At 33.4% G+C, this 17,684-nt stretch carries 15 protein-coding genes and 1 pseudogene; 9 read left to right on the top strand and 7 right to left on the bottom strand.

What is annotated here, in order from left to right; genetic code table 11:
- The first annotated feature begins 166 nt into the window (after window positions 1-166).
- On the top strand, window positions 167-358 hold the full coding sequence (locus P8K68_RS08980; RefSeq protein ID WP_019386350.1) for a cold shock domain-containing protein: 192 nt from the start codon (window positions 167-169) through the stop codon (window positions 356-358).
- Window positions 359-469: 111 nt separating this feature from the next.
- Here the strand turns inward: P8K68_RS08980 and P8K68_RS08985 are convergent, their stop codons facing one another.
- Both P8K68_RS08985 and P8K68_RS08990 read right to left on the bottom strand, forming a co-directional pair.
- Window positions 470-889, bottom strand: a complete 420-nt coding sequence (locus P8K68_RS08985; protein ID WP_300249797.1) for a nucleoside-diphosphate kinase — start codon at window positions 887-889, stop codon at window positions 470-472.
- 41 nt (window positions 890-930) lie between these two features.
- Window positions 931-1,956: an alkaline phosphatase D family protein gene (locus P8K68_RS08990; protein ID WP_366143738.1), complete on the bottom strand. Its 1,026-nt coding sequence runs from the start codon at window positions 1,954-1,956 to the stop codon at window positions 931-933.
- Between the two features lie 91 nt (window positions 1,957-2,047).
- Here P8K68_RS08990 and P8K68_RS08995 point away from each other — a divergent pair, with 91 nt between their 5' ends.
- From P8K68_RS08995 to P8K68_RS09020, 6 genes and pseudogenes are all read left to right on the top strand, one after another.
- Window positions 2,048-3,070 carry a bifunctional oligoribonuclease/PAP phosphatase NrnA gene (locus P8K68_RS08995; RefSeq protein WP_300249803.1) on the top strand — a complete coding sequence of 341 codons (1,023 nt, stop codon included), beginning with the start codon at window positions 2,048-2,050 and terminating at the stop codon, window positions 3,068-3,070.
- Window positions 3,063-3,605 (top strand): gliding motility-associated peptidyl-prolyl isomerase GldI, encoded by a 543-nt coding sequence (gene gldI, locus P8K68_RS09000; RefSeq protein ID WP_300249806.1) that lies wholly within the window; start codon window positions 3,063-3,065, stop codon window positions 3,603-3,605. The genes P8K68_RS08995 and gldI overlap by 8 nt, the downstream gene beginning before the upstream one ends.
- Before the next feature lies 1 nt (window position 3,606).
- Window positions 3,607-4,731 carry a peptidylprolyl isomerase gene (locus tag P8K68_RS09005; RefSeq protein ID WP_300249808.1) on the top strand — a complete coding sequence of 375 codons (1,125 nt, stop codon included), beginning with the start codon at window positions 3,607-3,609 and terminating at the stop codon, window positions 4,729-4,731.
- Window positions 4,732-4,785: 54 nt separating this feature from the next.
- A complete protein-coding gene (gene lgt, locus P8K68_RS09010; protein ID WP_300249810.1) occupies window positions 4,786-5,718 on the top strand; it encodes a prolipoprotein diacylglyceryl transferase in 933 nt (310 codons plus the stop codon).
- 1 nt (window position 5,719) lies between these two features.
- Window positions 5,720-6,202, top strand: coding sequence for a DUF192 domain-containing protein (locus P8K68_RS09015; protein ID WP_300249812.1), 483 nt, complete (start codon window positions 5,720-5,722; stop codon window positions 6,200-6,202).
- Between the two features lie 67 nt (window positions 6,203-6,269).
- Window positions 6,270-6,635 (top strand): annotated as a pseudogene (locus P8K68_RS09020) (DUF2200 domain-containing protein).
- 286 nt (window positions 6,636-6,921) lie between these two features.
- Here P8K68_RS09020 and secDF read toward each other — a convergent pair.
- The 5 genes from secDF to gyrB form a co-directional block, all read right to left on the bottom strand.
- On the bottom strand, window positions 6,922-9,912 hold the full coding sequence (gene secDF / locus P8K68_RS09025) for a protein translocase subunit SecDF (protein ID WP_300249814.1): 2,991 nt from the start codon (window positions 9,910-9,912) through the stop codon (window positions 6,922-6,924).
- 223 nt (window positions 9,913-10,135) lie between these two features.
- Window positions 10,136-10,753 carry a hypothetical protein gene (locus P8K68_RS09030; RefSeq protein ID WP_300249816.1) on the bottom strand — a complete coding sequence of 206 codons (618 nt, stop codon included), beginning with the start codon at window positions 10,751-10,753 and terminating at the stop codon, window positions 10,136-10,138.
- A 74-nt stretch (window positions 10,754-10,827) separates the two neighbouring features.
- Window positions 10,828-11,754 carry a malate dehydrogenase gene (locus tag P8K68_RS09035; RefSeq protein WP_300249819.1) on the bottom strand — a complete coding sequence of 309 codons (927 nt, stop codon included), beginning with the start codon at window positions 11,752-11,754 and terminating at the stop codon, window positions 10,828-10,830.
- A gap of 232 nt (window positions 11,755-11,986) precedes the next feature.
- Window positions 11,987-12,979: a DUF6588 family protein gene (locus P8K68_RS09040; RefSeq protein WP_300249820.1), complete on the bottom strand. Its 993-nt coding sequence runs from the start codon at window positions 12,977-12,979 to the stop codon at window positions 11,987-11,989.
- Window positions 12,980-13,142: 163 nt separating this feature from the next.
- Complete coding sequence (gyrB, locus tag P8K68_RS09045) at window positions 13,143-15,092, bottom strand: DNA topoisomerase (ATP-hydrolyzing) subunit B (protein ID WP_300249821.1); 1,950 nt, start codon at window positions 15,090-15,092, stop codon at window positions 13,143-13,145.
- Between the two features lie 584 nt (window positions 15,093-15,676).
- Between gyrB and P8K68_RS09050 the strand changes: the two genes are divergently transcribed.
- The gene (locus P8K68_RS09050) at window positions 15,677-16,945 is read left to right on the top strand and encodes a porin (RefSeq protein WP_300249823.1); all 1,269 of its coding nucleotides are present in this window, start codon (window positions 15,677-15,679) and stop codon (window positions 16,943-16,945) included.
- A 469-nt stretch (window positions 16,946-17,414) separates the two neighbouring features.
- On the top strand, window positions 17,415-17,684 hold the full coding sequence (locus tag P8K68_RS09055; RefSeq protein WP_300249825.1) for a hypothetical protein: 270 nt from the start codon (window positions 17,415-17,417) through the stop codon (window positions 17,682-17,684).

The raw sequence follows: 17,684 nt of genomic DNA on the forward strand, positions 1-17,684 counted from the left end.
TATCACGATGTGCTTTAAAGTGAGCGATACAAGAAGCTTCACTATCAAAATTTGCTGTAAAACTGAAGATATTCATATGGTGGAATTTTTAGCTAATTTATGAATAAATTTTTAATTGTGATATATTACGGATATTCATTAATATTAATAATTAAAATATAATACAATGAGTAAAGGAACAGTAAAATTCTTCAACGATTCTAAAGGATTCGGGTTTATAACTGAAGAAGGTTCAAACACAGAACATTTTGTTCACATTTCAGGATTAATTGATGAAATTCGCGAGGGCGACTTAGTTGAATTTGATTTACAGGAAGGCAGAAAAGGCTTAAACGCTGTAAACGTAAAAGTAGTTTAGTAAAATATACCATACTTTTCTAAAACAAAAATCCCACAATATTATAATTGCGGGATTTTTTATTTTCTAAAAGCTCTTAAAACCCTTACAGAAAAGAATAACACATTTTAATTAAAATTGCTCTCTTCCTGAAAAATGAAAAGCACCTTCTATAGCAGCATTATCATCACTATCACTTCCATGAACAGCGTTTTCACTTATAGAATCTGCATACATTTTTCTAATAGTACCTTCGGCTGCATCAGCTGGATTGGTAGCACCAATTAAAGTTCTAAAATCATCAACAGCGTTTTCTTTTTCTAAAATAGCCGCTACTATTGGTCCTCGAGTCATATATTCCACTAAATCAGTGAAAAAAGGACGTTCGCTATGTATCGCATAAAATGCTTGCGCATCTGTAGTTGTCATTTGTGTTAATTTCATAGCTACAATTCTAAATCCTGAAGCTGAAATTTTTTCTAATATTGCGCCAATGTGTCCTTTCTCGACAGCATCGGGTTTAAGCATTGTAAATGTTCTATTTGTAGCCATTTTATTTAAATTTTGAGCAAAAATAAGTATTTATATTGATACTAAAAGGTTTGTAAAAACTTTTGTTGTAATTCATTTCCTGTTCCTCGCATTTGCATGTCTACAGTCTTTGTCTTGAAATTAAACTTCAACAAACCAAAACTCTTTTCAGAAACTACATTTCCTACTCTAAGCCTATTAGGTTCAGAGGTAAAACCACTGTAAGAATGAGTTAATCCGCTTGAAGTAAAGTCAATTAAAGGAAACTTTAAACCGTCTACATTTGCTTTTGAAAACTCAGAAATATGTCTATCTCCTGATATTATAAAAACCCCTTTTGCTTTTGAATTTTTAATAATATCTTTAAGTTTATCTACCTCGTGAGGGAAATTTGCCCAAGTTTCAAAACCATGTTCACCAGACAAGATTTGTATACTACTTACTATAATATTAAAATCGGCCTTGGAGTTTGCTAATTCATTTTTAAACCAAAGCCATTGCTTATTGCCCAAAATAGTACCTTGCCCGTAAGTGTTTGGTTGGTATCTTTTGTTAGGGTCTGTTGCAGTGCTTAAGGATGTCCTAAAATATCGCGTATCTAAAACAAAAATATTAATTGTCCCGTCTCCCGTTTTTATATACTCTGAATGATAAACCCCTTCTCGCTGGCGTCTTTCATCTTGTTTTGAAACACCCATAAAATCTAAAAATAGTTGCTGACTTTCTGCCTTAGCAATAAACTCTTCACCTCCGTCATTCAAACCATAATCATGATCATCCCAAGTCCCTAAAATTTTTGTGCTATTTTGAAGTTTTTTATAGTCTTCTTGATTAAGTTGTTCTTGATAATCATTCCATATTTTTTCCATATCATCCGTATCTGAATAGATAATATCACCTCCCCAAATCCATGCATCCGGCTTCCACTTCATAATTTCTTGCCATAAAACATTTCTCTCATTTTGTTTGTTACACGAGCCAAAAGCGATCACGACATCAGCGTTATTCGTTATAAAGTCTTCACTTATAATTGTAGTAGATTTGCAAGAACCTAAAACAAGAATTAAAATAAGCAGTTTAAATCGCATCTTCATTTTGCTTTTAATTTGAGTTAATTAATATCCAAAAGTAAACTAAACTATTTTAAGTATATATGATTAAATTGTATATTCGCTCTTGATGACAAAACAAGATATAAAAGCCGTAAAACACATACTATCAACTAAAAAAAAGATAGTCATTGTGCCTCATAAAAACCCTGATGGTGATGCCATTGGCTCAACTTTAGGGCTATTTCATTATTTACTAAAGAGCAATAATCATAAAGTACATGTTATAGTCCCAAATGACTATCCTTTCTTTTTAAAATGGATACCAGGAAATGATACTATTTTAAAGCACGATTCGCAAACAAAAGCTTGTGATGATTTAATTAATGATGCAGATATTATTTTTACATTAGATTTTAATGCCTTTCATAGAACTGGAAATATGGAATCGGTTTTAGCAAAAAGTAATGCTATAAAAATAATGATTGACCACCACCAAGCACCAGATGATTATGCGCAATATATGTTTAGCGATGTGAGTATGAGTTCTACTTGCCAAATGATATATCATTTTATTGACATGTTAGGAGATACCAATTTAATTGATAGTGATATTGCGACCTGTTTGTATGTTGGTATTATGACAGACACAGGATCGTTTAGGTTTTCATCAACAACAAGCACAACACATACTATTATTGCAAAACTGATAGAAAAAGGAGCCAATAATACGGCTATCCATAATAATATATATGATACTAATAGCTATGCACGCTTGCAATTGCTAGGGTGTGCGCTTACAAATTTAAGAGTCGTACCAGAATCTAGGACCGCTTACATTACGCTTTCACAAGATGAGCTTCAAAAGTATGATTATAAAAAAGGAGATACTGAGGGTATAGTAAATTATGGATTGTCGTTAGATGGTGTTGTACTTGCTGCTATATTTATTGAGGATAGGAATGAAGGTATTATAAAAATCTCATTACGATCAAAAGGCAACTTTTCAGTTAACGAAATGTCCAGAGCACATTTTGAAGGTGGTGGACATACCAATGCTGCAGGTGGCAAAAGCTATTTATCTTTAGAAAAAACAGTTGAAAAATTTATTAGTATATTGCCTAGTTACAACAAAGCCCTGAATGATGAATAAATTACTCACCATAGCCTTAGTTTTTCTAGTATTTAGTTGCAAAACTCCAGAGGCTAGACGTCCTGTTACAGTTAAAACAGGTTCTTTTATTGATGCTTCCGTCGAGCGGAATAAAAAGCTTTATGCTAAAGAAAAAGTGGCTATCGAAAACCTAATGAATCAAGAAAAAAAGGACTACTTAGCTTCAGAAAGTGGTTTTTGGTACTACTATAATAATAAAATTGATATCGATAGTTTGAAAACCCCTGATTTTGGAGATATTATTAACTATAATTATAATGTTAAATCACTAAATGGCATTATGATATATTCTTCTGAAGCCATAACAACGCAAACCTACACTATGGACAAACAAGAGCTTTTTACAGGCCTTCGTGAGGGCTTAAAACTTATGAAATCTGGTGAAATTGTTACCTTCTTATTCCCTTCTCAAAAAGCTTATGGTTATTATGGTGATGAAAACAAAATAGGTAGGAATGTCCCTTTAATTTGTGAAGTCACTGTAAATTCTATCACTCCAAATCAAACTGATTAGTATGTTTCTTAAAAGTAATATTCGTGTTTTATTGCTATTATTAGTAATAAGTTTAAACGCTTGTAAAGCGCAATACCCAGAACTTGAAGATGGTTTATATGCTGAGTTTATTACCAGTAAAGGTGTTATGGTAGCTAAATTAGAACAAGAAAAAGCACCTATAACAGTAGCAAACTTCGTATCTCTAGCAGAAGGTACCAATACTATGGTTAAAGAGAAATACAAAAAAAAGAAGTTTTATAATGGGCTTATCTTTCACCGTGTTATGGATAAATTCATGATTCAAGGGGGCGACCCATTAGGAACTGGCCAAGGAAACCCCGGATATAAATTTAAAAATGAGTTTCATCCTGATTTAAAACACGACAGACCTGGTATTTTATCTATGGCCAATTCTGGCCCAAATACCAACGGAAGCCAATTTTTCATAACAGAAATCCCTAAACCGCATTTAGATAATAACTATAATGTTTTTGGATCTTTGGTTATTGGACTGAATATTCAAGATTCTATTTCGAATGTAGAAACTGACAACAGGAATAGACCGCTTAAAGATGTTGTTATTGAAGCATTACATATTATTAGAAAAGGAAGGTCTGCAAAACAATTTGATGCTCCAAACGTTTTTGAAAATCATTTTGCTGTAGCTGAACGTCTTGAAAAAGAAAAAAAAACTAAAGCCGCAGCGACATTAAAAGCTACTCAAGATAAATTTAAAAAGCAAAAAGCAGAAGCTATAACATTAGATTCTGGATTACAATATTATATTTCAGAAAAAGGAACTGGTGAGGATTTAAAAGAAAACTCTGAAGTCCTTACCGACTACACCGTTTATTTTGAAAATGGAAAACTACTAGAAACTAGCAAATTAGAAGTTGCAGAACAACTTGATGCTGTTAACGAGAAACGTAAAGCAGCAAATAGATACCAGCCTATAATAGCTAATATTGGTCCGGATGCACAAATGGTTTCTGGATTTAAAGAAGGGTTACAACAACTAAACGTTGGCGATAAGGCCACTTTATTTATTCCTTATCATTTGGCTTATGGCGAAGCGGGAAGAAGAGGAATTCCTGGGAAATCAAATATTATTTTTGAAGTTGAAATCTTAGAGCTTATTAAATAAATTTTACACAAATAGCATTTCAAACCTTTATATTTACGCTGAAAAACAAAACCTATGCAAGTATTAAAATTTGATTGGAACCCGATAACAGGAATTGATATTGCTGGAAACTTCAAGATTCATTTTTATAGCCTAATGTGGGTGGTGGCTTTTATTTTGGGTTGGTACATCATGAAACGTATTTTCACTAAAGAGAAAGTATCTTTAGATTATTTAGACCCATTATTTATTTATACCGTTTTAGCAACCATGCTTGGTGCTAGATTAGGACATGTTTTGTTTTATCAGTCTGAATTAATATCTCAAGATTTTTTTAGCATCTTTTTACCATTTAAATTTAAAGGTGGGTTTGAGTTTACAGGTTTTCAAGGGCTTGCTAGTCATGGTGCAGCTATTGGAATTATTATAGGCATGTATTTGTATAGACGAAAGTATAAATACAAATCTGTGCTTTGGATTTTAGACAGAATTGTAATTCCCGTAGCCTCTGGCGCTATATTTATTAGAATAGGAAATTTTATAAATTCAGAAATTATAGGTAAAGCTTCTGGCGATTTCCCTTTAGGTGTTCGCTTTATACAAGATCAATATTACAAAAGAGAAATTGTACAACGTACCGGCATAAAAGATGTGCAAGAAGCTTATAATGCGGTAACTGAAAACCCTAAGTTTCTAAATTTATTAGAAGCAGTACCTTACCGACACCCATCACAACTATATGAGTCGTTCTGCTATATTTTTGTGTTTTTAATTTTATGGTATTTCTATTCTAAAACCCCTAAGAGAGATCAAACAGGGTTTTTATTTGGTCTATTTTTAGTATTACTCTGGACCATTCGTTTCTTTATCGAATTTACTAAAGAACCACAAGGTGAGGAATATATTAATTGGTTTGGATTAAATACAGGGCAATGGTTAAGCATCCCATTTGTATTAATTGGCTTTTATTTTATGTTTGTTTATAAGTCAAAACAAACTATTAAATAACATGTTTTTAAAGCGCTTAATTTTACTACCTACCTTATGTTTTAGTTTGTTTTTTTTAAGCTGCAAGAATGACAAAACAGTTATTAAACAAACTGAAGTTACTTTTACTAAAGAAGGTGAGCTGACTATTTTTAAAACTTCAGATTCTACAAAAGTCTCTTTAGATATTGAAATTGCTGATACCGATTTTGATATTCAAACGGGTTTGATGTATAGAAATTCAATGAAGACTAGCCAAGGCATGCTCTTTGTTTTTAATGATGAAACCGAGCGTTTCTTTTATATGAAGAACACCAAAATTCCATTAGACCTTATTTTTGTTAATGCCAACCAAAAGATTGTTAGTTTTCAAAAGAATGCGCAACCTTTTGATGAATCTTCACTTCCATCAAACGCACCTGCTAAATATGTTTTAGAGATTAATGCTGGTTTGGTTGACACTTGGGGTATAACTGTTGGCGACAAAGTAGATTTTACAAAGTAAAAAATTAGTTTCGTATTTTGATGTATTCTAATCAGAATACATTTCCATGTAAACTAAAATCATCACTATAACAACAACTCCTGAACATGATGCGCGTGTTGCAAAATTAACTTTCGCATCAATTTACCCACATTATATTACGAAAGTTGAGAAAAAAGGCCGAACTAAAACCTAATTACATGAAGTTATTGAGTGGCTAACAGGTTTTGATGATGCTAAAATAAAAGCACTTATTGATGAAAAGGTAACGTTTGAAATCTTTTTTAAACGTGCAACTTTAAACCCTAATACGAGCTTGATTAAGGGCGTTATTTGTGGTTACAGAATTGAAGCTATTGAAACTGTTTTAACAAGGCAAGCTAGATACTTAGACAAGTTGGTGGATGAATTAGCTAGGCGTATAAAAATGGAAAAGATTCTGCGAAAGGGTTAATACCAAAGAAGCTACGAAGTAACTTATTAGCACTAAACTTAGCAGATGGTTGAGTTAGGGATAGTAGCGGCATCCTTTTTAAAAATTGGACACTATATTTTTGGTTTGAGTTAAAATTTGGGAGATTGCATCTTCGCCCACTCCTCGCAATGACGTTTTAAAAAGATATAGCGGATAGCCCGACCCCCGTAGCTTTTGCGAAGTGGGGTAACTCCCAAATAATTATTTTTATAAAAAAAAGCCTACCAACATAAAGTTAATAGGCTTTTAAGAAAAAAAAGTTTAGTTAGTCTTTTTTCTTCTTGTCTTGTAATTTATTTACGCTATCGTACATGATTGGTGTTGCAATAAACAACGATGAATAGGTACCTACAATAACACCTACGATTAAGGCAAACATGAAACCTCTGATTGAATCGCCACCAAAAATAAAGATGGCTAACAACACGACTAATGTTGTTAATGAGGTATTTAAGGTTCTACTTAATGTACTGCTTAATGATGCGTTTACAACTTTATCGAATTTCCAGCTGGTGTGCTCGTTAAAGAATTCACGAATCCTATCAAATACTACCACCGTATCATTTAATGAGTAACCAATAACGGTTAAGATTGCCGCAATGAACGCTTGGTTTATTTCCATATTGAAAGGCATAAACTTGTACGTTAATGAGAATACACCTAACACGATTAATACATCGTGAAATACCGCTGCTACCGCACCTAATGAGTATTGCCATTTCTTAAAACGAATTAAGATATATAGGAATACAACAATTAACGACCCAAGAATTGCCCAGAATGATGCTTGTTTAATATCATCGGCAATGGTTGGTGTTACTTTGTAAGATTCTAGCAACCCTACTTGTTTGTTTTCATCATTTAAATCGATGAATTGCTCATAAGTTGTACCTTCTAAATGTGGTACTAAAGCTTGGTAAAGTGATTTTCTGATTTCTTCATCGATTTCTGCACCAGACTCATTTACTTTATACTTAGTTGTAATTTTTAATTGGTTAGCATCTCCAAAAGTTTTTGCATCTGCACTTCCAAATACTTCTGGTTGAGACAATAAATCTGTAACTTCAGAAGCACTGATGTCTTGCGCAAAGCGTACTTGATAGGTTCTACCTCCAACAAAATCAACACCCTGGTTTAGTCCGTTTGTAAATAACGAGCCTAAACTTAAAAGTAATAATACTCCAGAAACGATATAAGCGACTTTTCGTTTCTTTAAAAACTCGATATTGATATTTCTGAATAAGTTTTTAGTGATTCCTGTTGAGAACTCTAATTTACCACCACGGTTTGCATACCAATCGATTAATAATCTGGTAATGAAAATAGCTGTAAATAAAGATGTTGCAATACCTATTAATAAGGTGGTTGCGAAACCTTTAATTGGTCCTGTTCCAAAAACAAATAATATTAAGGCAGTTAAACCTGTTGTAACGTTGGCATCTAAAATAGATGATAAGGCATTACTAAAACCATCTCTAATTGATTCTAACTGTCCTTTTCCTTTAGCTAATTCTTCTCGAATACGCTCGAAGATAAGTACGTTAGCATCAACTGACATACCAATGGTTAATACGATACCTGCAATACCAGGTAGTGTTAACACCGCTCCTAACCCTGATAATATACCAAAGATTAATAGTAAGTTTAATAACATGGCAAGATCTGCAAATACACCTGCTTTTCCGTAATAGAAAATCATCCAAAGTAATACTAATACTAAGGCGATTAAGAATGACATGGTACCGCTCTCAATAGCTTCTTTTCCTAAAGATGGACCAACAACTTCACTTTGAATGATATCTGCCGATGCTGGTAATTTACCCGCACGTAATACGTTTGCTAAATCTATGGCTTCATTTAAAGAGAAGCTTCCAGAAATAGAAGAACTACCTCCAGCAATAGCCCCTGTAGTTACACCTGGAGCAGAATACACAACATTATCTAAAACAATAGCAATTTGACTGCCTTGCGTGTATGCTTTACCAGTCATTTCTTCCCAGATTTTAGCACCTTTAGCATTCATTTGCATAGACACCTCAGACTTTCCTGTTGGACCAAATTGGTTTCTAGCGTCTGTTACAACGGCACCACTTAATTGCGGTACATTTTCTCGGTTTCCTATTAAAGCGTATAAATCTACAACTTCACTATCTTTTTCTGGCTTACCAAAAACAAACTTAGCATAACGTTGTTCTGCTGGAAGTAAGGCTCTTACTTCTGGTCTGTTTAAGTAATCAAGAACTGTTTCTTTATCTTTAATTTCGAACTTCGCAATGATTGGTCCGCCTTGGTATCCAATACCTCTAATTAACTTCCCAAGTGGGTTATTTTCTTCAACTGCAGTAGAATCTGTTTCTGCATCTCCTAGTAAATCATCAATTTCATCACTTTGAGCATCTTCTTCATCTTGAGGCTCAACTTCAGTAGCCCTTTCAGTTTCAATAATATCTTTTAAAACGCCATTAGCTTGATCTAAAAACTGGAAGAATTGCTCCCCTTTATAAGCATCCCAAAACTCTAGTTGTGCTGTACTTTGTAGTAAACTTGTAGCACGCTCAACATCTTTAACACCTGGTAATTCTACTAAAATACGCCCAGAGTTTCCTAAACGTTGGATATTTGGAGATGTTACACCAAACTCATCAATACGTTTACGTAATACTTCAAAAGCTGAAACAATAGATTCATCAATTTTAGTTTCAATAATAGTCTTAACATCATCATCAGACATACTTCCTTCAATCTCACCATCTAGCTCTCTGGTATAAAATATATCTGGAGATGCTAACTTAGTATCGCCTTTAATCGCATCAAAAGCGATAAAGAAATCTTCTAAATATGTATTTTGACTGTTCTTTTGAATTTCTGAGGCATCTTCTAGAGCTTTGTTAAAAACAGGGTCGGTTGTATTGTTTGCTAATCCTTTTAAGATATCTTTTACAGATACTTGAAGAATAACATTAATACCACCTTTTAAATCTAAACCAAGATTCATTGCTTTTTGCTTCACTTCGTTATAAGTGAATTTTGCTAAGCCAATGTTGTAAACGGTATCTGTTCCTTTTTCTTGAAGAAAGTTAGCTTCTTCTTGACTGCGAAGTGCACGATAATTTTCTTCTGATTCAGAGATTTTATTAATGGCAACCTCTTGTGCTTCATTTTCAACTGAATTTGCTGTGAATGTGAATGATAATTGGTAAAGACTTACCAAACCAAACAAAATAGCAAATAATTTTACTAATCCTTTGTTTTGCATGTTGTACTTTTTTACATCAAATTTTTAATCCTGAAAATTTCAGGCGAGCAAATATAGAATTTACTGTATAATTTGACAATATTTATTTTTTGAATATGATTTTTATAGATTCATCCATAATAATGACATCTAAAATTGGATTACGAAATGTTAAGGATGTTTAAAATAGCATGGTTTTTAAAAGTCATCATATAACCTTTTAAAAAACAAGATTTTTAATCCTTTAACAAGTTGGGCCTGCCCTAACTTCGGGTGTGCTGTGAAGTGGATCACTTAATTGTATCGTGATTTTTCTACGAATTTTATAAGCAACTTTTAATAGATTATCATCATAATGATATCCAATATTCGCAACGGAGAGGTAATTTGGATCTAAATATCGATCACTTTTGGGTTCAATTTCTAAACCAATAGCGCCATCAAAACCCCATCCCGTATCATGTCCGTTTTGTATTTCGTAAACGTCAAGGTTATAGCTAACTTTTGAATCTTGATACGGTAAGCTTGATGAGTCTTCATTTTGTGTTTCAGATGATATCCGAAGCGCTACATTGTTCTCTTCTGAAAACGTTTGTTTAATACTCGCAATATCGGCATCACTGTAATAGGTGATTTTTAATTTACCATCCTCTAGCGAAAGTACTTGAATGTTTTCAGCTCCTAAACTTTGCAATTGCAATTTCACAAGTGCTACTGTATGTTCAGTTTGATTAGATGTTAAATCAACATCTTGAAACTGCAATACAATTTCTTGATTAGGAACTGATATTTGCTGTTGAGACACAACACCAAATAAGGTAAGTCCTAATACTAAAATACTAATGCACCATCTTGCAATCATGAGCCAAATATAAAAAAATAAAGACTGTATTGCTACAGTCTTTATATAAATCTATGTATTAGATAATTTAACGATTAAACGTCTAACAAACCATTCGTCTTTTTAACACCTTCAGCACTAGCCTGCATGTGCGCTTTTTCAGCATCACTTAAAGGGATATCAACTATTTTTTCAATACCGTTTTTTCCTAAAATCACAGGAACACCGATACATATATCATTTAAACCATATTCCCCTTCTAAGAATGTAGAACATGGAAACATTTTCTTCTGATCACAAGCAATAGCTTGCACTAAACCACTCACAGCAGCTCCAGGAGCATACCAAGCAGAAGTTCCTAATAATTTAGTAAGTGTTGCTCCACCCACTTTGGTATCTGCAGCAACTTGCTCTAAACGATCTTTAGTTAAAAACTCAGAAACTTTAATACTATTTCTTGTAGCATGACTAATTAATGGCACCATACCAGTATCGCTATGACCTCCTACTACCATACCATCAATATCGCTTATTGGCGCTTCCATGGCTTCAGCTAATCTATATTTAAAACGCGCAGAATCTAATGCACCACCCATACCAATAATTTTATGTTTTGGCATATCAAGTGTTTTATGCGCTAAATATGTCATCGTATCCATTGGGTTACTTACAACAATTAGCACCATATTTGGAGAATGCTCAAGCAAACTTGAAGATACTGCTTTCACAATTCCAGCATTAATTCCTATTAATTCTTCACGCGTCATTCCTGGCTTACGAGGAATACCAGAAGTAATCACACAGATATCACTACCTGCTGTTTTACTATAATCGTTTGTTACACCAGTAATTTTAGTATCAAAACCATTTAAAGATGCACATTGCATTAAATCCATGGCTTTCCCTTCAGCATAACCTTCTTTGATGTCTAACAATACAACTTCTGATGCGAAGTTTTTAATAGCAATATACTCAGCACAACTTGCACCTACTGCCCCTGCTCCTACTACGGTAACTTTCATTTGATTTCTATTTAATTATTTGTTAATTATATTACAGTACGAAATTCATGATTTCAAACTATAAAATTCATGATTTTAGTCATGCAAAATTACGAATTAAAACGCTGTAAATGAAAAAAGCACAAGACAAAATCCTGCGCTTTTAAACAAAAATTAAATATAACTAACTAAAACTAAATAATTAATATTTTAAATATTCGATTATCTAAAACCGAAATTGATAATTTGAATGCTATCTAAAACTAAAAGCTATTCCTGCTGATATGGTATTGTATTCTTGAAGGGTATAGTCTCCAAAAATCTTAAAGAAACCAAGACTCAATCTAGCACCTATTGTTGTTCTAAAACCACTAGCATCAAAATTTAAATCTAAAGGGTCGGTTACAGTTTCTACAATCGTTCCACTACCCGTACTATAAGTTAAATCATAATCTCCTAGCATTTTCAAAGACGAACGCCCTCCAGAATACCCAATACCTCCATAAATATTTATAATAGGAAAGTTTAATGAGCCAATGGCTTGAACTGTATAAGAATTTAATTTAAACTCAGCATTCTGATTTAAACTTTCATCAATACCATAATCTACATTCATAGTAGAATAAGCTGCTAATACTGAAACATGTAACGGTAATTTATCTAAAGGACCAAATATGCTTGTAATCTCTTTTTTAAGACCAATACCTAATAAATTTCCTTTAACATCGTCACTTCCAACCTCTGGAACTAAACGTAACATGACATCAAATTTATAAGGAAGTCCAACACTTAATTGTAAAGCAGGCGTTGGCACAGCATTCATTGGTAAATCTTCACTAATCCCTGATGGCATATCAAATGATGCAGTTACATTTTGGCCTTGCACTTCTGCATTTACATTCATTTGTGCTCCGTCACCAGACCCAAATACTGTAGGACTAGTTGTTGAAGCGGGTGAAATACTTGTTAAACCTAAATCTGCAAAAACCATAAGTTCATCTTCTGTTGGAGCTATAGAAAAATTTGCACCAATCGAAATATCAAAACCTAACTTTTTGTGAACCTTAGCCGTATGATACCAGCCACTATTCATTCCATATATCAATCCTTTCATTGCTGGGTTAACATATGCACTTGTAAGTTTAGAAGCATCATCTTTTGACGCCAATAAAATACTTTCTAATTCTTGTGCTTTTGAAATTTTAGTTACTAATAAAAGTAACATAAGAAGGGTTAGCTTTTTCATTGATTCTTTAGTTTAGTTTTACAAACATAAGAAAAAAAACACATTATACATCTTTTTATCTTAAAAATATGCTTTTTAACGATGTTTTAATATTGAAAAAACAAAAAAAATAGCCCTAACAAATGTCTGTTAGAGCTATAATATGGGGCTTTAAAACCTATTATTACGCATCAATATTTGCATAAACAGCGTTCTTCTCAATAAACTCTCTTCGTGGTGGCACTTCATCACCCATCAACATAGAAAATATTCTATCAGCTTCGGTACCATTATCTATTTGAACTAAACGCATGGTTCTAAACTCTGGATTCATTGTTGTATCCCACAGTTGTTCTGCATTCATTTCTCCAAGACCTTTATAACGTTGAATTTTTGAACCATCGCCAAACTCAGCAACAATGTCATCACGTTCTTGATCAGACCAAGCATATTGTTTTTTAGCACCACGTTTTACTAGATATAGTGGCGGCGTTGCAATATAAATATGTCCGTTTTCAATCAACTCCTTCATATATCTAAAGAAGAATGTTAAGATAAGCGTGGCAATGTGGCTACCATCAATATCGGCATCACACATAATCACCACTTTATGATATCTTAATTTTGAAAGGTTTAAAGCTTTACTATCCTCTTCTGTTCCAATAGTAACACCTAAGGCTGTGAAAATGTTTTTAATCTCTTCGTTTTCAAAAACCTTATGCGTCATCGCCTTTTCAACATTCAAGATTTTTCCACGAAGTGGTAAAATCGCTTGAAACGCCCTATCACGGCCTTGTTTTGCTGTTCCACCCGCCGAATCTCCCTCTACAAGAAACACCTCGCATTTTGCAGGATCTTGCTCAGAACAATCAGACAATTTTCCGGGTAACCCGCCAATACTCATTACCGTTTTACGCTGTACCATATCACGAGCCTTTTGAGCGGCATGACGTGCTTGAGCAGCAAGAATAACTTTCTGAACAATAATTTTAGCATCATCAGGATGTTCTTCTAAGTAGTCGGTTAACATTTCAGAAACCGCTTGACTTACAGATGCAGAAACCTCTCTATTACCTAATTTGGTTTTAGTTTGGCCTTCAAATTGTGGTTCTTGTACTTTTACAGAAATAATAGCAGTTAATCCTTCACGGAAGTCATCACCAGCAATATCAAATTTTAAATTTTTTAATAATCCTGATTCATCAGCATACTTTTTAAGAGTATGGGTTAAACCACGACGGAAACCAGATAAATGCGTTCCTCCTTCATGGGTATTGATATTATTAACATAAGAATGTAAATTTTCAGCGTAAGAGGTGTTGTAAATCATAGCAACCTCAACTGGCACACCATTCTTTTCGCCTTCAAAAGCAATAACATCTTTCATTAAAGGCTCGCGAGTCGCATCTAAATACTGAATAAATTCTTTTAATCCTTCAGTAGAATGGAATGTTTCACCTTCAAATTCTCCATCTTCCTTTTTATTTCTTTTATCAACTAAATGAACCGTAATGCCTTTATTTAAAAATGCTAATTCACGCAATCTGCTCGCCAAAGTATCATAGCTATATTCTAACGTTTGGGTAAAAATGGTTGGATCGGGTCTAAATGTTACCGTCGTTCCACGTTTATCAGTGTCTCCAATTTGCTTTACTGGGTACATGGCTTTACCTCGCTCATACTCTTGCTCATAAACATTTCCATTTCTATAAACCGTAGCTTTTAAATGTGCAGACAATGCATTCACACAACTTACACCAACACCGTGCAAACCACCAGATACTTTATAAGAATCTTTATCAAATTTACCACCAGCTCCAATTTTGGTCATTACAACCTCAAGTGCAGATACACCTTCCTTCTTGTGTAAATCTACAGGAATACCACGACCATCATCTTCAGTGGTTATTGAATTATCTTCGTTAATTATAACGGTAATATTATTACAATGTCCTGCTAAAGCCTCATCAATCGAGTTATCTACAACTTCATAAACTAAATGGTGTAAACCGCGTGCACCAACATCTCCAATATACATGGACGGACGCATACGCACGTGCTCCATACCCTCTAAGGCCTGAATACTATCAGCCGAATAATTATGCTTATTAAATTCTTCTTTAGGTTCGCTCATATTATTTATTTCTATATTATTTAATTTTCCAAAAACACCTCAAGCTATTTGGGCGTTACCACAAGGGTCGGGCTTTCACTACTCGCTCTCTCCTAACGGCGGGGAGCTCAAACATACCGTTCAATCCCTAACGCATCCATCCGCCAAATTCAAACCCTAACACCATCATCTTTTTCTATTTGCAAAAGCAAGAGTCTATAACCGCATCGCGATAAAATATCAGCATAAAAAAAGACGCCCAATAGCATCCTTCTGAATACAAACAAATATACGAAATATTAACCCTTTTAGAAAGCATTCTGTCTACGCATTCATAAAATTATCAACATTTGTTAATTACTTCAAAAGTGTCTTAAATCGCCTAAAAAGCGTCTTAAAATTGATTTTCAGGGGATTTGATTCATTTTTAAAACTCAAAAAAAAACATAACGTGTTTAAGGCTTTGTTTTAAGCTCTTAATGCGCTCTTAAATCTCTTAAAAACTTCAAACGTTATAGTTGAAATATACCCAAAATATGATGTTTATCACTTTTTGAAGAAAGAATAGATAATACTTTTGTAACAGATTTTATAATTTAGCTAAAATGAAAAAAAGAAAACAACAAACGTTAATAGTATTATTTCTTTTACTTCTCGCATCACCTTGCATTGCAACTGGCCAAAACAAGGAGGAATTCAAACCAATAATAAAATGGAATATTAGAGGTCAAATTTGGATGAGATATTCTAATTTAAACGAAGGATCTTTAATCAATAATGAACCTACATCAGATTTTACCGATATTTCAGTAAGACGATTACGTATTCCTATTAGTGCGCAAATAACCCCGAAAATTTACATTTATTCCATTCTAGGTGGAAATAATTATAGTTTTAAAACTAAAACTTTTCCATTAGAAGTTTTAGATTTATATGCAGAATACACATTCCATAAGGCTTTTGAAGCTGGATTAGGCAAATCTGGATGGCAAGGTTTTAACAGGTGGAATATACGGTCTAACAAAACTTTAATGGGTTTAGACTCCCCGTTGTTTACCCTAAATACGGTAGAAAAAAACGATGACATTGGACGTCTTATGGGGGCTTGGTTTAAAGGGCAAATTGGTAAAATAGATTACAGATTAGCATTCAACAGACCTTTAATAGTTACTGCTATTCCAGATGGGGAGGTGAATTTCGCAAATAATAGACCACGAATAAAAGCCTCCACTTACGTAAAATACCAATTTTTTGAGCACGAATCAAATAAATCTGCATACCAAACAGGCACCTACATGCAAGCTAAAAAGGTTTTTAATATTGGTGCAGGATTCCAACAACAAAAAAAAGCCATGAGCGATGGCGACACACAATTACCAGAAACCAATCTTTATGACATGACAAATTGGGCTGCAGATTCATTTTTAAATTTACCTCTTATAAATGGTGATGCAATAACGGCTTATCTCGGGTATTACGACTACGATTTTGGAAAAAACTACATTCGTAATGTAGGCGCAAACAACCCTGCAACCGGAGGAGGTATTGATTTTAACGGTGCTGGTGTTGCATTCCCTATGATTGGCACAGGTACCACTTGGTATACTCAGTTTGGTTATGCATTTGAACAAACCAACGTATTAAACCATCCTATGATTATACAACCAAATATAGCCATACAGCACTCTAATTGGGATGCACTAGAAGACCATATGACGGTATTCGATTTTACTGTTAACTTTATGCTAAACGGCTCGCACAGTAACAAGTTTAGTGTAGGCTATCAACACCGTCCTATTTTTGATGCTACATCTTTAAAGCAGAAAGATTACAAAGGCATGGCCGTATTACAATACCAAATTTCTGTAAAATAAAAAACATGCTTGAATGATTTAAAATTTCATTCTAAAATACAGACAAAAATTTAATTTTCATTATTAAACCAACAAACAAGTATTCATTTTTTTAATAATTTGATAATTACGCTAGGAACTTCTTAAAAAATACACCTATTAGCTTTTTAATATATATATTTGGCGAGACAAACGAATTATGTTAAATAATATCAACAATAATAATTTCAATAATCCTAATTTATAGGACAGGAAGGTTATTGTTTAAAAATATATAAAGCCTTCCAAATTTGGAAGGCTTTTTTTTATAGATGCTGTTTTGAAATGTGTGATTGAAATTTTTATAGTTAATTTTTGATGCCACTTAAGGTTAATTTTTCTAGCATAGCCATAGCTACGGTATAAAATTTTAACGAAGAAGGGCGCAAAAAGAAACCAAAAAAAATAATTAACATATTTTAAAACAGCATCTCAACCTAAAATCAAAGACATGAGTAAAATTATGACCGTCGACATTTTGTCGAGTATTAAAGGAGCGCAGCCATCAGAGGCGGTAAACAAATTATTTGAAGTTATTAAAAATGCCAATACAACAAATAATAATACTTTTAATAATAATCGTAATAATGCCGTGTCTTTAGACAGTTTAAGAGACGATGTAGTTATTGAAAGCGCATCCGTTGAAAAGCAAATCATTATCGAAAATTTCCCAAAAGAGAAAAACGGTTATCTCGTTGTTTCTAAAGTAATAGAAGAATAA

Source organism: Algibacter sp. (assembly GCF_029245835.1).
Classification (GTDB): Bacteria; Bacteroidota; Bacteroidia; order Flavobacteriales; family Flavobacteriaceae; genus Algibacter_B.

What these genes read in the sequence shown, in the direction of transcription:
- P8K68_RS08980 (WP_019386350.1), top strand. Translation starts at nt 167, where the DNA reads ATGAGTAAAGGAACAGTAAAATTCTTCAACGATTCTAAAGGATTCGGG.
- P8K68_RS08985 (WP_300249797.1), bottom strand. Translation starts at nt 889, where the DNA reads ATGGCTACAAATAGAACATTTACAATGCTTAAACCCGATGCTGTCGAG.
- P8K68_RS08990 (WP_366143738.1), bottom strand. Translation starts at nt 1,956, where the DNA reads ATGCGATTTAAACTGCTTATTTTAATTCTTGTTTTAGGTTCTTGCAAA.
- P8K68_RS08995 (WP_300249803.1), top strand. Translation starts at nt 2,048, where the DNA reads ATGACAAAACAAGATATAAAAGCCGTAAAACACATACTATCAACTAAA.
- gldI (WP_300249806.1), top strand. Translation starts at nt 3,063, where the DNA reads ATGAATAAATTACTCACCATAGCCTTAGTTTTTCTAGTATTTAGTTGC.
- P8K68_RS09005 (WP_300249808.1), top strand. Translation starts at nt 3,607, where the DNA reads ATGTTTCTTAAAAGTAATATTCGTGTTTTATTGCTATTATTAGTAATA.
- lgt (WP_300249810.1), top strand. Translation starts at nt 4,786, where the DNA reads ATGCAAGTATTAAAATTTGATTGGAACCCGATAACAGGAATTGATATT.
- P8K68_RS09015 (WP_300249812.1), top strand. Translation starts at nt 5,720, where the DNA reads ATGTTTTTAAAGCGCTTAATTTTACTACCTACCTTATGTTTTAGTTTG.
- secDF (WP_300249814.1), bottom strand. Translation starts at nt 9,912, where the DNA reads ATGCAAAACAAAGGATTAGTAAAATTATTTGCTATTTTGTTTGGTTTG.
- P8K68_RS09030 (WP_300249816.1), bottom strand. Translation starts at nt 10,753, where the DNA reads ATGATTGCAAGATGGTGCATTAGTATTTTAGTATTAGGACTTACCTTA.
- P8K68_RS09035 (WP_300249819.1), bottom strand. Translation starts at nt 11,754, where the DNA reads ATGAAAGTTACCGTAGTAGGAGCAGGGGCAGTAGGTGCAAGTTGTGCT.
- P8K68_RS09040 (WP_300249820.1), bottom strand. Translation starts at nt 12,979, where the DNA reads ATGAAAAAGCTAACCCTTCTTATGTTACTTTTATTAGTAACTAAAATT.
- gyrB (WP_300249821.1), bottom strand. Translation starts at nt 15,092, where the DNA reads ATGAGCGAACCTAAAGAAGAATTTAATAAGCATAATTATTCGGCTGAT.
- P8K68_RS09050 (WP_300249823.1), top strand. Translation starts at nt 15,677, where the DNA reads ATGAAAAAAAGAAAACAACAAACGTTAATAGTATTATTTCTTTTACTT.
- P8K68_RS09055 (WP_300249825.1), top strand. Translation starts at nt 17,415, where the DNA reads ATGAGTAAAATTATGACCGTCGACATTTTGTCGAGTATTAAAGGAGCG.